The sequence below is a fragment of the Bacillus sp. RIT 809 genome, from assembly GCF_016892495.1.
Taxonomy (GTDB): Bacteria; Bacillota; Bacilli; order Bacillales; family Bacillaceae_G; genus Bacillus_A; species Bacillus_A cereus_U.
In genome coordinates this window covers 38787-52650 of record NZ_JAFEMR010000004.1, presented here as the reverse complement: position 1 = coordinate 52650, position 13864 = coordinate 38787, and the positions used below count along the sequence as shown (strand labels likewise).

Sequence of the window (13864 nt, the reverse complement as noted above, 5' to 3'; positions counted from 1 at the left end):
ATTTGCACCTCACACTATCTCTTACCATAGTTTAAACATTGGTATACTTCATTTATTTATGTTAACGTATAATCCGTTACTTGTATACAATTGTTTTTACAATAATTATACGATTACAACAAAAAGAGGAACAACATATGTTATTCCCCTTTCCCTTTTTGTTTTAGAACATTATGCGCTTCTGTAACAACTTGTTCAATAGAAACCGGAGAATGATTTTCACCATTCTCACGCTCACCGTGCCACTTTAGATGAATTAAAAATTCAATATTTCCATCCCCGCCTGTAATTGGTGAGAACGTTAAACCTTCGACATTATAGCCTTCCTTAAGAGCAAAATCGACAATCATTTCCACGACAGCTTCATGTACTTTTCTATCACGAACAATGCCTTTTTTCCCGACTTGTTCTCGTCCAGCTTCAAACTGAGGTTTAATCAATGCAGCTACATCACCATTTGGCGTAAGCATTGTTTTTAAAACCGGCAATATAAGCCTTAATGATATAAATGAAACATCAATACTTGCAAACTGCGGTAAACCACGCTCTAAATCTGCCGGTGTCACGTAACGGAAGTTCGTTCGTTCCATCACAACAACACGCTCATCTTGACGCAATTTCCACGCAAGTTGATTATATCCTACATCTAATGCGTAGGATAACTTCGCACCATTTTGAAGCGCACAGTCTGTAAAACCACCAGTTGATGAACCAATATCTATCATAACTTTATCTTGTAAATCAAGTTGAAATGTTTCTAATGCCTTTTCAAGCTTATAACCACCACGGCTTACATACGGCATAACTTGCCCTTTCACCGTAATCTCCGTATCTTGCGAGATTTTCTCCCCTGGCTTATCGAGTCTCATTTCATTCGCATATACAAGACCTGCCATAACAGCACGTTTAGCCTTCTCACGCGTTTCTATAAGTCCTCGCTCTACTAATAGTACATCTACTCTTTCTTTTTTTATGCTCATTTGTTACGCCCTTTTTTGTTTTGATGGAATCATTGTATGAATACGGTCTACAACAGCATCTGTCGTTAAACCAATTTCTTCTAACAGTTTTGTTACACTACCATGCTCTATGAAGCGATCAGGAATACCCATTCGTTCAATTAAAGCACTATGGTATCCGTTCTCAGAAGCAAATTCAACTACTCCCGTTCCAAAGCCACCGATTAAACAAGCCTCTTCAATCGTTAAAATCGGTATATTTCCCCCTAAAAGCTCATGTAAATATGCCTCATCCATCGGTTTAATAAAGCGAGCATTCACTACTTTCACTGATACTCCAGTTTGTTCAAGACGCTCAGCTGCTTCCATTGCCATCGGGATTGTCGTACCAAACGTTAAAATTGCTGCTTGTGTGCCTTCTTTTAACGTTTCCCATGTACCAATTGGAATCGCCTTTAATTCTTCATCCATTTGAACGCCAAGTCCATTGCCGCGTGCATAACGTAAAGCAATCGGTCCATCTTCGTATTGCATCGCTGTATATACTAAATGTTGTCCTTCATTTTCATCTTTCGGCATCATAAGTACCATATTCGGCAAATGACGTAAAAACGAGATGTCAAATACACCTTGATGCGTTTCACCGTCTGCTCCAACTAATCCAGAACGATCTATTCCAATGAAAACATTTAAATTTTGGCGACAAATATCATGAACAACTTGGTCATATGCTCTTTGTAAAAACGTTGAATAAATTGCTAAGAATGGCTTCATTCCTTGCGTTGCCATACCAGCCGCCATTGTTGTAGCATGCTGCTCTGCAATACCTACATCAATCATACGATTCGGAAATTCTTTTTGGAATTTCTCAAGTTTCGATCCAACAGGCATTGCAGGCGTAATTGCAACGATACGTTCATCCGTTCTCGCTAGCTTAAGCACTGTTTCACTAACAACAGCACTCCATGCTGGTGCAACTTCCTTCGGTTTAACGAAGTCACCTGACTCAATTTTGTACGGTCCTGTTCCATGCCAAGTTCCAATAACGTCACTCTCAGCTGGTTTATAACCTTTTCCTTTTTTCGTAATAACATGAACAAGTACTGGGCCTTTTGTTTTCTTTGCATATTGCAACGTTTCGAATAACTTTTCATAATCATGCCCATCGACCGGCCCTAAATATGTAAAGCCTAATTCTTCAAAAAAGACGCCTGATACTAGTAAATATTTTAGACTATCTTTTATTTTCTCTGCTGTCGCAGCAACTTTCCCGCCGACTGCTGGGATTTTCTTCAATATATATTCTAATTCATCTTTTACCCAATGGTACTTCCCTGCGGTACGTAAACGACCAAGTACATTATGAAGTGCACCGACGTTTGGTGCAATTGACATTTCATTGTCATTCAAAATAACAATCATGTCCGTTTTTTCATGTCCAATATGGTTCAATGCCTCTAAAGCCATTCCGCCTGTTAATGCACCATCGCCAATGATTGGTATAACGTATTCTTCCGTTTTCTTTAAATCACGTGCTAGGGCCATTCCCATTGCAGCAGATAACGACGTCGAACTATGACCAGTTTCCCAAACATCATGCTCACTCTCGCAGCGTTTTGGAAAACCACATAGACCTTGATATTGCCTTAATGTGCCGAATTCTTTCGCACGCCCTGTTAAAATTTTATGTACATAGGATTGATGTCCTACGTCCCATAAAAATTTATCTTTCGGACTATCAAATAATTTATGCAGAGCAATTGTGAGTTCTACTACACCTAAATTAGGTGCAATATGTCCACCTGTTTGAGAGAGCTCTTCAATTAAAAACTTACGAATATCCTCACTCAACCCCTCTAGTTCACTGATAGACATATCTTTCAAAAAACTAGGGTTTTGAATTTGCGTTAGATCCACATGGATCACTCACTTTCATTTCATAATCTGTCAACATGTCAAATATTATAAGAAACATTTACACAACACAAGAAATTCTCTTTTCTATTCTTTTTATCTTGTCCTGCTTTCAGAAAACACTTCCATTTTTTCACTTATCATATTATACATCATATTTCTTTACGTGATGAAAAAAATAGCCGCTAACACGAAGTGATAACGGCAATGTAATCTACATATATTTTTGCCAATAACAAGAAAAGAAAAACCTTTTCCTACATTTATATCATAAAATGATGAATGACTCAACAAATGGAAACGCTGTTATATTAGTTATTACGTTTTGCGATTAAATCACAAATAGATAGTAAATATTCATCTTGTAATTGTAAGGAGCTAATAGAATCTTTTGCTTTTGCAATTTTCTCCTCTAAAATAGATTTTGCTCTATCTACAGTAAATAACGTCGTATATGTGCTCTTTTCATTGGAAGCATCACTACCAATCGGTTTTCCAATCTCTTCTTCTGTTCCTTCTACATCCAAAATATCATCTCTAATTTGGAAAGCTAGACCGATATATTTTGCAAATGCAAGTAACTTCTCTTCTTGCTCTTCTGTAGCATCAGAAAGTATCGCTCCTGCAAGTACAGCAAACTCAAGCAGTTTACCTGTCTTATGCTTATGGATGTACTCTAATTCATTAATTGTAAGTCGTTTTCCTTCAGCTTCCATATCTGCCACTTGTCCAGCAACCATTCCTTCAGGTCCTGCTGCTTTCGCAAGCTCAAGTACAAGTCTTACTTTTTTTTCAGCAGAGATTTCTTTTTGCCCATATGCCATAATAACTTGAAAAGCATATGTCAACAAACCATCTCCTGCTAAAACTGCCATTGCTTCACCAAATACTTTATGATTGGTAGGCTGTCCTCGTCTTAGATCATCATCATCCATACAAGGTAAATCATCATGAATTAACGAATATGTATGAATCATTTCAAGGGCACAAGCTGCACCCACTCCAAGATTTCTTTCTTTCCCAAACGCTTGTAACGTTGCAAATAAAAGTAACGGGCGGAGACGTTTCCCACCCGCTTCCAAAGAATATGCCATCGCTTCACGAAGCACATTTGGACATTGTAATTCATTTGCATAGCTTACAAGATTTTCTTCTACGAAAGTTTTACTCTCTTTCAAAAAAGCATCAAAAGCTATATGTGTCACTATGCTTCATCTCCTAAAGCAGTAAACGGTTTAAGCTCTCCATCTTCTCCAAGGATAACTGCCATTTGTTCTTGTACATCTTTCAATTTCTCATCACAAAGCTTAGATAATTCCATGCCTTCTTTAAAATAAGAAATCGCTTCCTCTAAAGGTACATCACCTTGTTCAAGCTTAGAAACGAGATGCTCAAGCTGCGAAATTGCTTCTTCAAAGCTTAACTTATTTTCCATTATTCAATTCACGCTCCTCTATGCTTGATACGCTACAATCTAGTATTCCATCTTGTAATTGAACCGAAACAGCATCTCCAAGGCTAACATCTTTCACGCTTTTTAATACTTGTTTCTCTTCATCGTATACAAGCCCGTACCCTCTCATCATTACTTTAAGCGGGCTTAATACTTCAAGCTTTTGAGCCGCTCTCACAAATACGAACTCCTTCGTTTGAAGTAACGTTTGCATTTCACGTTGCAACTGCTTTTGCAACGTTTCAATTGCCGTTTTCGTTTGTATAATTTTTTGAGATGGGTGGTGCTTTTCTAAATAAAATGAAAGTTGCTTTAATTGATTTACTTTTTTATCTATATAACGCTCTTTCGCTAAAACAAGTTGTTCAAGAGCTCTGTCTAACTGCTCTTCTTTTTGCTCATACACTTGCCTTGGATAACGGAACGCATAAGATTTTTGTAACACTTGCAGTTTTTCTTCTTTTTTATGTACTCTCTCTCTCATTGCTCTTTGCAATCTCAGAGTTCTTTGTAATACCTTTTCTTGTAACTCTATAATGTTAGGTACCGCCAGCTCAGCTGCTGCAGTCGGTGTTGGTGCACGTAAATCCGCGACAAAATCTGCGATTGTAAAATCCGTTTCATGACCTACAGCTGAAATAATCGGAATCTCACTTGTAAAAATTGCTCTTGCAACTACTTCCTCATTAAAGGCCCATAATTCTTCAATAGAGCCTCCACCACGTCCAACAATTAAAACATCAATATCTCCCATTTCATTCGCTGTACGAATTGCTTGTACAATTGAGGGAGCCGCTGACTCCCCTTGTACAAGTACAGGAAACACAATAACATTTCCAATTGGATAACGACGTTTAATTGTTGTTATAATATCGCGAATTGCTGCTCCTGTTGGCGACGTTATAACACCGATTGTTTTTGCAAATGCAGGGATTGGACGCTTATAAACTTGAGAAAACAGCCCTTCTTCTTCTAATCGGACTTTTAATTGTTCATAAGCTAAATGAAGATTTCCAACTCCATCAGGCTGCATGTCTTGAATATAAATTTGATAAGAACCACTCGCCTCGTAAACAGAAATCTTTCCTTTTACAAGTACTTTCATTCCATTTTCCGGTCTGAATTTAATGTTACGATTATGACCCGCAAACATAACCGCTGCAATTCTTGCATTTTCATCTTTCAATGTAAAATACATATGACCACGACTATGATATTTAAAGTTGGAAATTTCTCCTTTTAACCAAACAGACTGTAAATGCGGATCATACTCTATTTTTGTTTTAATATAGCGTGTTAATGCTGTAACGGTTAAATATTGTTTCTCCATTGCTCTCTCCTCATAGCCGATTCAAATTATTGACAAACAACTCCTGCACGCTTTGCAGACTCCACAGTGTTGTGAAGAAGCATTGTAATAGTCATTGGGCCGACTCCTTTTGGCACAGGCGTAATGTAACCTGCAACGTCTAATACATTGTCAAAATCAACATCACCACAAAGTTTGCCTGTTTCTAAACGGTTAACACCAACATCAATTACAACCGCACCTTCTTTAATATAGTCAGCTGTTACCATTTTCGGTCGTCCAACGGCTACGATTAAAATATCAGCTAACTTCGATAATTCTTCTATATTTTGCGTCTTAGAATGACAATATGTGACAGTTGCATTTTCATTTAAAAACAGTTGCCCCACTGGTTTACCAACAATATTACTTCTTCCAATTACAACAACATGCTTTCCAGAAATATCAAGATTCGTTTCTTTTACTAATTCTAAAATGCCATGCGGTGTACATGGAAGGAATGTGTCTTGTCCCGTCATCATACGTCCTACGCTGATTGGGTGAAATCCATCTACATCCTTTTCCGGTGAAATTCTTTCAATGATAGCTTTTTCTTCAATATGTTTTGGTAAAGGCAATTGTACCAATATGCCATTAATGCGGTCGTCTCCATTTAAGCGATCGATTTCAGCAAGCAAACGCTCCTCGGTAATCGTTTCAGGAAGTTCAATTAGCTCTGAATAGATTCCTACTTGCTCACAGCCTTTTTCTTTTCCTTTTACATAAGAACGAGATGCTGGATCTTCTCCAATTAAAATAACTGCTAATCCTGGTACAATCCCTTGCTCTTTTAACTTCACAACTTCTTCTTTTAATTGTGCTCGTTTTTTCTCCGCAACTTCATTTCCTTTGATGATTACTGCTACCATTTTAAGTTTCCCCCTTAAAGAAATTACAGTGTATCTTTTATATTAGATAAAACGCCGTTAATAAAACGACGAGATTCCTCATCCCCAAATGTTTTCGCGATTTCAATTGCTTCGTTAATTGTTACATTGTGCGGAATTTCTTCCATGTATTTCATCTCACACACAGCTACACGTAAAATACTGCGATCAACAATACTAATACGCTCAAGCTTCCACTTTTTTAAATTTTGACGAATTGCTGCGTCAATCTCTTCTTTGTTGTCTACAAATCCTACAACAAGTGATTCTAGAAACTCATTTGTTTCTTCGCCTTCATCTAGCGTATTTTCCACCGCTACTTTCGGTTCTAATTCACCTGTAATATCCATTTGGTATAATGCTTGCATTGCTCTTTCTCTAGCCGTCCTACGTTTCATTGTAACTCTCCTTTATACTTCAAGTCTTTCCTTATGTTTTGTTATATTATTATAATTTATAAGCCGTCAATTCACTTACTCTTGCAGTTTTCATTGATTTTCCAACCTTATAATACAATGATAATAACACAATTTATCGTTTCACACACGGGGTACAAGGCTGAAAAATAATAAAAAGATTAACTTCAAGTTCCATATCTTATCACAATGTACGTTTTTTGGAAAAATGAACCATCCCGTTTTATATTTCTTATTTTTTGAAATAGTATAATAATTCGAGGGTTTTAATTTGTGAAGAAATGAAACGATAAAAAAGATGCCTATTTTACTAGGCACCTTTTTTCACTCTTACACTGGTTCGATTTCTGTTTTTTGTGTTTCGAATGTTACGCCAACGATGTGAACGTTCACTTCTTTTGGCTCAAGTCCTGTCATTGTAAAGAGTGCTTGGCGAATATTGTCTTGAATTTTTTGTGCAACAACCGGAATTGCTACACCAAAATACATCACAACATAAAGGTCAACAATAATATCTTCGTTTGCTAATTCAACCTTTACACCTTTACCATGATTTTTCTTACCTAACTTCTCAACAACATCTGTAGCAAAATTACCACGCATTGCCGCTACACCTTCTACTTCAGCAGCTGCAATACCTGCAATTACTTCGATTACTTCTGGTGCAATTTCTACTTTTCCAAGAGTTGTATCTTGACCCATATCTAACATATGTTCAGCCATGAAAAAAACCTCCTTTAATGTATCACTGCGTCACAAGTTCATGCTCTTCCAAAAATTTCGTGTTAAACTCACCTTTTACAAAATCAGGATGATCTAACAATTGCAAATGGAACGGGATTGTTGTATGTACGCCTTCAATGACAAACTCACTGAGCGCTCGCTTCATTTTTGCAATTGCCTCTTCACGTGTTTTTCCGTGAACAATTAATTTAGCAACCATCGAATCATAGAAAGGTGGTATTGAATATCCCGGATATACAGCTGAATCGACGCGAATACCAAATCCGCCTGGTGGTAAGTACATTTCTACTCTACCTGGAGATGGCATAAATTTTTTGGCAGGGTTTTCCGCATTAATTCGACATTCCATTGCCCAACCATTAAATTGTACTTCTTCTTGCTGTAACGATAACTTTTCTCCAGAAGCAACAAGAATTTGTTCTTTAATTAAATCCATCCCTGTTACCATTTCAGTAACTGGATGTTCAACTTGGATTCTCGTATTCATCTCCATGAAATAAAAGCTTTTCGTTTTATATTCATAAATAAACTCAACCGTACCAGCACCTGTATAATCAACCGCTACCGCCGCTTTAACTGCTGCGTCACCCATTTGCTTGCGAATATTCTCATCAAGTGCAGGTGATGGACTTTCTTCTAATAGTTTTTGCAGACGGCGCTGAATTGTACAATCACGCTCTCCTAAATGAATGGCATTTCCATGTGTATCTGCCATTATTTGAATCTCAACATGGCGGAAATCTTCAACGTACTTCTCTAAGTATACACCAGGGTTCCCAAAAGCGGTACTGGCTTCTTGCTGTGTAATTTGAATTCCTTTTACAAGCTCTTCTTCATGGCGCGCAACACGAATACCTTTTCCGCCGCCACCTGCAGTCGCTTTAATAATAACTGGATATCCAATTTGATTAGCAAGCTCGATCGCTTCTTCGGTATTTTTAATAATCCCTTGTGAACCTGGTACAATCGGAACCCCTGCTTCTTTCATTGTATCACGTGCAACGTCTTTTGTGCCCATCTTTGAAATAGCTTCCGGGCTTGGACCGATAAAAATCAAGTTACACTCACGGCATAATTCTGCAAAATCTGCATTCTCTGCTAAAAATCCGTATCCCGGATGAATTGCATCACAACCTGTCAATTTTGCAACGCTAATAATGTTCGTCAAATTTAAATAGCTTTCTTTCGAAATCGTTGGTCCAACACAATACGCTTCATCTGCAATTTGCACATGAAGTGACTCTTTGTCTGCTTCAGAATAAATTGCAACTGTTTCAATATCCATTTCTTTACAAGCGCGAATAATTCGTACAGCAATTTCTCCACGATTGGCTATTAATACTTTTTTTATCATCACAAAGACTCCCTTATTACGCTTTTACAAGAAATAGCGGTTGTCCATACTCAACAAGCTGTCCGTTATTAACAAGAATTTCAACAATTTCGCCCTCTACATCTGCGTCAATTTCGTTAAATAATTTCATAGCTTCAACAATACATACGATAGAATCTTTCGATACTCTGTCCCCAACACTTACATATTGAGGTGTATCAGGCGAAGAAGAGGAATAAAATGTCCCTACCATCGGTGATGTGATTTTATGTAGGTTTTCATTTTGAACAGCTTTCTCTTCTTCTTGTTTTTGCACTTCTACTTGCGCTGCCGCTACTGTTGTTTCTACTTCAACAGATGCTGCTGGTTGTACTAGCTGTTTCGTTACCGGTGCTTGCACAGCAACAACTTCATTACCACGTTTTTTCATTTTGATTGTTGTACCGTCTTTTTTGTATTCAAATTCATCAATATTAGAGCTATCAATTAATTTAATTAATTCACGAACTTCTTGAATTTTAAACATGTAAAATCCACTCCCATACTCTTGTTTGTCCCGTTTTTACAGATTAGCATCAAACTGATTTACTGTAAAAATACGATGTATTCTATTAGAAAATTTATTCCTATGACATTTACTAATAGAAATATTTACTATTCCCATCTTACGCTAAATTTTTTAAACATTCCAATTTATATTTCTTTATTATAAATCGAAACTCCTGTAAAAATATTATTCCACCAAAAAATTATTACCTAGTAATAATACCAAGTTTCACACAAAATTGGCAAGACCACTTCCTAAAAAACATTCTTTACTTTTTCAAAACTGTAAAGTGTAAAAACGTAATTCCCTCAGCATTCTTCATTTTATCTACGGTAAAAAAACATATTTTTACCAAATATTATTTTTTTGTTTACGTGCCGTTCATTCTTCCTTCATAAAAGAATAGTATGTTCAAAGTGTAGAAAATTTATTGTAGTGAGGTGCGGACATATGATATGGCTCATCCTGTTCTTGCCTGCCGTAGTGATTTGGGCATTGGTCCTCTTCATCCACGTCAAATCTGGAAAAAGTAATCACCATCATCATGAACCATTAATCTTTTACTCACAGCGTATTTCCCCGTTTCCAATTGAAAATACTAAATACAACTGCAAAGATGAAATAGAAAAAGGCTATCGAAAACGATAGCTTTTTTCTATTATTCTTTTATCTAATTTGAAGAAAAAACACCCATTATAATGAATATGCCACTTTATTTTACTGAGGGATCAAATTTCACACCTACATCTTTTGAACCACCCTCACTTCTTACGAGCTGAATAATTTTATTCGCTTCTTTTTGTGAATGCTTTGCCGATTTAACTGTTACTTTAATGTCCGTTCCATCAGCTCTTACAAGAGCATCCTTATATCCACCTTGAGATTTAATCACTGTCTCAAGTAATTGTTGCTTCGTTTCCATTGTAGTGATTGCATCAAGATTATCTTTCGCTTTACTCTTTTCTTCTGCTGAAGATTTTGATGACTTCATTACATTTTGTAACTTTTCTTTCTCTACACTACGCTGATCTTCCATTTGCATACGTAACGCTGTGAAATTCTCATCGCTTGATTGAACTGTTACGCTAGCCTCTTTTTTACTTGTTTCTTTTTTATCATTCTCTTTTTTGTCTGTTTCTTTATTTGTAGTTTCCTTGCTTGTACTTTCTTTTGTTGTCTCTTTATTTGTAGTTTCTTTCGTTGTTTCTTTTGTAACTGCTTTATCAGCACCTTGCTTTTCTTGTCCCATCTTTTCACCCGTTGCCGGTGCTGCAGTATTCATTTTATCAGGAGTTGTTACGTAATAAACAGATAGTACAACCACTAAACTTAACATCGTTAATAACCAAACCGTTTGTTTTTTTAACACTTTATTTCCTCCCTATCCATTTTTCGGTGATACTGAAACGCGATGAGCTGGTACATCTAATAATCGCGTCACAGCTTCTTTTACCATTGCTTTTATTTGTATATTATCCACTCCCTTTGCTACGACCAGAACACCTCGTACTTTCGGTTTCTCTGTTCGCAAAACAATTGGAGTTTCTTTATCACCTTCACGTATAATGACGGTCTTTTCATCAAGAGACTCGTCTTCTACTTCCCTTTTACCGCCTGCTTTATCAGTTTCACCTGTCGTTTGTGAACGTTTTACTGTATTTTTCTCGAGTATTTTTTCTTCAGATGAATCTAAGTTCACTTTAATAGTTACGTCTTTTACTCCGGCTATCTCTTCTAAAGAAGCTTTCAATTCTTGTTCATACGCTTTTTCGTATTTTTCTACATTTGACATATTATCATTGTTTTTTTGTCCGAAAGTTGGTACATCTTTATCGTGGCTTTGACTTGTCTTTTCTTTAAACACAGGCACTTCTTCTTTTTTAGGTGATAAGAAATTACTAGAAAACATAAGCGCAATCCCAAGTATAAGTAGGACAAGCAAAAACTTAGGTGTTACCTTTTTCCCCTTCTCATTACTTTCTTTTCCATCCCCATTTAATAGGTTTCGAAAAAATGAGAACCTCGAATTTTTATCTTTATTGTCCATTTACGCTACCTGTCCTCCCTTCCATCTGAACTTGGATTTGTTTATCCTCTAGTTGCCACCTGCTTGAAAAGAAATCTTTCATTTCTACATTCGTTTCTTCTATTTTTTTTGGAGGTTCTTTCATATTAATTTCAATTGGCTTTACTGTTTCGATTGCATCATTTTTACTACGTTCTTTTTCTTTCAACGTCACAACAACAGATTGAATATCTTTCGCTGACTTTACTTCTTCTGCACTTTCCACTGCGACTATTTGTATTTCAGAGACTGTCATACCATACTTTTTCTCAAACTCTTTTCCTACGTCTTTTTTCATTTTGGTAGCCATCTCTTCTAAACTATATGCACGTGTTAGAGCTTGTATTTCTTTTTTCTTCGAATCTATCGAATTTTTTACAGATCCATCTGCTACGTACTTTTCTTCATTGAAATTTGCGATAACTTCATTTACATCTGTTTGTAACAACTTAAATAGAGGCGTTAAAATTAATACGACTAACAATAGACTTACAACGAATTTAACGTACTTTTGCAAATTTGAATTTGGAAGAATAAGATGAAGCATTGTCGCTAAGAGTAAAAAAACGATAATATTTCTAATCCACTCTGTAACAAATTGCACACTCTTCACCTCCTACCGCATCATGAGAGTGATGTTCCCGGCAGCAATAATAATTGTGATACTTAAAAAGAACATAAATGATACGATAGCTAAGCAAGCAAATACGTAAATGATACTTCGTCCAATGATATCTAAACATTGAATAATTGCTCCTCCGCCTACTGGTTGCAATACTGCTGCTGCGAATTTATAAATAAACGCGATACAAAAAATTTGAATCGCTGGGAAAGCGACAATTAAGCATAAAATAACGAGCCCGATAATTCCGACTGTGTTTTTTAATAATCCAGATGCACTAATAACAGTATCCGCCGCCTCAGTAAACATCCTTCCTACTACAGGAATGAAGTTTCCTGTTACAAATTTAGCCGTTTTCACAGCTATACCATCAGCAACGGCTGACGCTGTTCCCTGTACAGATAATACACCTAAAAAAACCGTCAAAAAGATACCAATAATCCCAACACTAACGTTTTGCAAAAGCTTGGACAATTTCGTAACTTTATATTGATCACTCATCGTACTTACAATACTTAATATAGTTGCAAGTAATAAAAGTGGTAGAACGATATAGTTCATAAGAAGCCCACTCGTATTCATTAAGAAAATGATGATTGGATGAAAAAATGCTACAGAAACAACACCGCCGCCTGTTGCTATGAGTGCAAGTAAAATTGGTAATAACGCTAGTATGAAATCTACCATTGTTTGTATCGTCTCTCTTGCATATGTCATGACGACATAAAAACTATTTAAAGCGAAAATAATAAGTACCATGTATACGACTGCATCAGCGATTTTACTCACGCTACTCTTTGAAAAAGCAGATTGCAACGATTGCAACAATGCACTGAAAATCGTTAGCATAATGAGCGTTCCAAGTAACTTTCCATTTGCAACAAGCTCGTGAAATAAATATTTTAGTAGACCTATCATCCACTCTTTTATGGAGAACTCTTTTTCTCCCTTTACAAACTCCATAAAGCTTCCTTTTTGACTCTCTGGTAAATAGCCTCCATACTTTGTAACAAGCCCGTCCCAAAATTGCTTCACATCTTCAATTCCGAGCTTATCCAATTGTTGATCAACGACGTTTGTTTCTATAGGAGAAGCTTGTACAACAATCGGTAAAGAAAAGAAAAGGAAGCAAGCAAATAGTAGCTTAGCTCCAAACTTCCTCAACATTCACTCCCCCTTATCCCGTAGGTAAAAAACCGAGAATTGTTTCAATTACAACCGTCAAAATAGGAATTGCCATGACGAGAATTAAGATTTTCCCAGCTAATTCAATTTTCGAAGCGATTGCACCTTGACCAGCATCCTTTGTAATTTGCGCACCAAACTCAGCGATATAAGCAATCCCTATAATTTTCAATAACGTTTCTACATATACGTTGCTAACCTTCGCTTCACTCGCCACTCTCTCAATCATTTGTAAAATAGAATGAATTTGATCGATTAAGAGAAGAAACATCATGCTACCAATGAACACAATAAATAACGATGTAATACTAGACTTATGCTGATTCAAAACAGCAGCTAAAAATGTAGCAACGAGGCCTAATCCGACAATTTGTATAATTTCGATTCGAAC

The 13864-nt window shown here is 36.5% G+C and carries 16 protein-coding genes; 1 reads left to right on the top strand and 15 read right to left on the bottom strand.

Annotation, left to right across the window (positions count from 1 at the left end; translation table 11 throughout):
- Positions 1 to 140 precede the first annotated feature (140 nt).
- The 10 genes from JTF23_RS06025 to accB all read right to left on the bottom strand — a co-directional run bounded on the left by JTF23_RS06025 (position 141) and on the right by accB (position 9580).
- Positions 141 to 980, bottom strand: a complete 840-nt coding sequence (locus JTF23_RS06025; protein WP_002160533.1) for a TlyA family RNA methyltransferase — start codon at positions 978 to 980, stop codon at positions 141 to 143.
- Between the two features lie 3 nt (positions 981 to 983).
- Positions 984 to 2876: a 1-deoxy-D-xylulose-5-phosphate synthase gene (dxs, locus tag JTF23_RS06020; protein WP_078172837.1), complete on the bottom strand. Its 1893-nt coding sequence runs from the start codon at positions 2874 to 2876 to the stop codon at positions 984 to 986.
- Positions 2877 to 3184: 308 nt separating this feature from the next.
- Positions 3185 to 4078, bottom strand: a complete 894-nt coding sequence (gene ispA / locus JTF23_RS06015) for a (2E,6E)-farnesyl diphosphate synthase (protein ID WP_002160531.1) — start codon at positions 4076 to 4078, stop codon at positions 3185 to 3187.
- Positions 4078 to 4308 (bottom strand): exodeoxyribonuclease VII small subunit, encoded by a 231-nt coding sequence (gene xseB, locus JTF23_RS06010; protein WP_000428422.1) that lies wholly within the window; start codon positions 4306 to 4308, stop codon positions 4078 to 4080. The genes ispA and xseB overlap by 1 nt, the downstream gene beginning before the upstream one ends.
- Positions 4298 to 5656, bottom strand: coding sequence for an exodeoxyribonuclease VII large subunit (gene xseA, locus JTF23_RS06005; protein WP_204208283.1), 1359 nt, complete (start codon positions 5654 to 5656; stop codon positions 4298 to 4300). The genes xseB and xseA overlap by 11 nt, the downstream gene beginning before the upstream one ends.
- Positions 5657 to 5682: 26 nt before the next feature.
- On the bottom strand, positions 5683 to 6543 hold the full coding sequence (gene folD / locus JTF23_RS06000; RefSeq protein ID WP_002160530.1) for a bifunctional methylenetetrahydrofolate dehydrogenase/methenyltetrahydrofolate cyclohydrolase FolD: 861 nt from the start codon (positions 6541 to 6543) through the stop codon (positions 5683 to 5685).
- A gap of 23 nt (positions 6544 to 6566) precedes the next feature.
- Positions 6567 to 6959: a N utilization substance protein NusB gene (nusB, locus tag JTF23_RS05995; protein WP_002067080.1), complete on the bottom strand. Its 393-nt coding sequence runs from the start codon at positions 6957 to 6959 to the stop codon at positions 6567 to 6569.
- A 348-nt stretch (positions 6960 to 7307) separates the two neighbouring features.
- Complete coding sequence (locus tag JTF23_RS05990) at positions 7308 to 7700, bottom strand: Asp23/Gls24 family envelope stress response protein (RefSeq protein ID WP_000807630.1); 393 nt, start codon at positions 7698 to 7700, stop codon at positions 7308 to 7310.
- A 22-nt stretch (positions 7701 to 7722) separates the two neighbouring features.
- Positions 7723 to 9075, bottom strand: a complete 1353-nt coding sequence (gene accC / locus JTF23_RS05985) for an acetyl-CoA carboxylase biotin carboxylase subunit (protein ID WP_002160529.1) — start codon at positions 9073 to 9075, stop codon at positions 7723 to 7725.
- 16 nt (positions 9076 to 9091) lie between these two features.
- The gene (accB, locus tag JTF23_RS05980; RefSeq protein ID WP_204208282.1) at positions 9092 to 9580 is read right to left on the bottom strand and encodes an acetyl-CoA carboxylase biotin carboxyl carrier protein; all 489 of its coding nucleotides are present in this window, start codon (positions 9578 to 9580) and stop codon (positions 9092 to 9094) included.
- Between the two features lie 471 nt (positions 9581 to 10051).
- Here accB and JTF23_RS05975 point away from each other — a divergent pair, with 471 nt between their 5' ends.
- The gene (locus JTF23_RS05975; RefSeq protein WP_078172836.1) at positions 10052 to 10249 is read left to right on the top strand and encodes a DNA recombination protein RecO; all 198 of its coding nucleotides are present in this window, start codon (positions 10052 to 10054) and stop codon (positions 10247 to 10249) included.
- A 64-nt stretch (positions 10250 to 10313) separates the two neighbouring features.
- On the opposite strand, the gene JTF23_RS05970 is transcribed toward JTF23_RS05975, so the two are convergent.
- The 5 genes from JTF23_RS05970 to spoIIIAD are packed head-to-tail and all read right to left on the bottom strand — an operon-like array spanning position 10314 to position 13849.
- Entirely contained in the window at positions 10314 to 10970 is a 657-nt protein-coding gene (locus JTF23_RS05970; RefSeq protein WP_002111756.1) for a SpoIIIAH-like family protein, read from the bottom strand.
- A gap of 12 nt (positions 10971 to 10982) precedes the next feature.
- Positions 10983 to 11648: a stage III sporulation protein AG gene (gene spoIIIAG, locus JTF23_RS05965; protein WP_204208281.1), complete on the bottom strand. Its 666-nt coding sequence runs from the start codon at positions 11646 to 11648 to the stop codon at positions 10983 to 10985.
- Positions 11638 to 12270 carry a stage III sporulation protein AF gene (gene spoIIIAF, locus JTF23_RS05960; protein WP_002111758.1) on the bottom strand — a complete coding sequence of 211 codons (633 nt, stop codon included), beginning with the start codon at positions 12268 to 12270 and terminating at the stop codon, positions 11638 to 11640. Before spoIIIAF ends, spoIIIAG begins: the two co-directional genes overlap by 11 nt.
- Before the next feature lie 12 nt (positions 12271 to 12282).
- A complete protein-coding gene (spoIIIAE, locus tag JTF23_RS05955) occupies positions 12283 to 13455 on the bottom strand; it encodes a stage III sporulation protein AE (protein ID WP_002111760.1) in 1173 nt (390 codons plus the stop codon).
- A 10-nt stretch (positions 13456 to 13465) separates the two neighbouring features.
- Complete coding sequence (gene spoIIIAD, locus JTF23_RS05950; protein ID WP_078172833.1) at positions 13466 to 13849, bottom strand: stage III sporulation protein AD; 384 nt, start codon at positions 13847 to 13849, stop codon at positions 13466 to 13468.
- Positions 13850 to 13864 lie beyond the last annotated feature (15 nt).

Coding starts and splice junctions, on each gene's coding strand:
- JTF23_RS06025 (WP_002160533.1), bottom strand. CDS start 980: ATGAGCATAAAAAAAGAAAGAGTAGATGTACTATTAGTAGAGCGAGGA.
- xseB (WP_000428422.1), bottom strand. CDS start 4,308: ATGGAAAATAAGTTAAGCTTTGAAGAAGCAATTTCGCAGCTTGAGCAT.
- xseA (WP_204208283.1), bottom strand. CDS start 5,656: ATGGAGAAACAATATTTAACCGTTACAGCATTAACACGCTATATTAAA.
- folD (WP_002160530.1), bottom strand. CDS start 6,543: ATGGTAGCAGTAATCATCAAAGGAAATGAAGTTGCGGAGAAAAAACGA.
- nusB (WP_002067080.1), bottom strand. CDS start 6,959: ATGAAACGTAGGACGGCTAGAGAAAGAGCAATGCAAGCATTATACCAA.
- JTF23_RS05990 (WP_000807630.1), bottom strand. CDS start 7,700: ATGGCTGAACATATGTTAGATATGGGTCAAGATACAACTCTTGGAAAA.
- accC (WP_002160529.1), bottom strand. CDS start 9,075: ATGATAAAAAAAGTATTAATAGCCAATCGTGGAGAAATTGCTGTACGA.
- accB (WP_204208282.1), bottom strand. CDS start 9,580: ATGTTTAAAATTCAAGAAGTTCGTGAATTAATTAAATTAATTGATAGC.
- JTF23_RS05975 (WP_078172836.1), top strand. CDS start 10,052: ATGATATGGCTCATCCTGTTCTTGCCTGCCGTAGTGATTTGGGCATTG.
- spoIIIAG (WP_204208281.1), bottom strand. CDS start 11,648: ATGGACAATAAAGATAAAAATTCGAGGTTCTCATTTTTTCGAAACCTA.
- spoIIIAE (WP_002111760.1), bottom strand. CDS start 13,455: ATGTTGAGGAAGTTTGGAGCTAAGCTACTATTTGCTTGCTTCCTTTTC.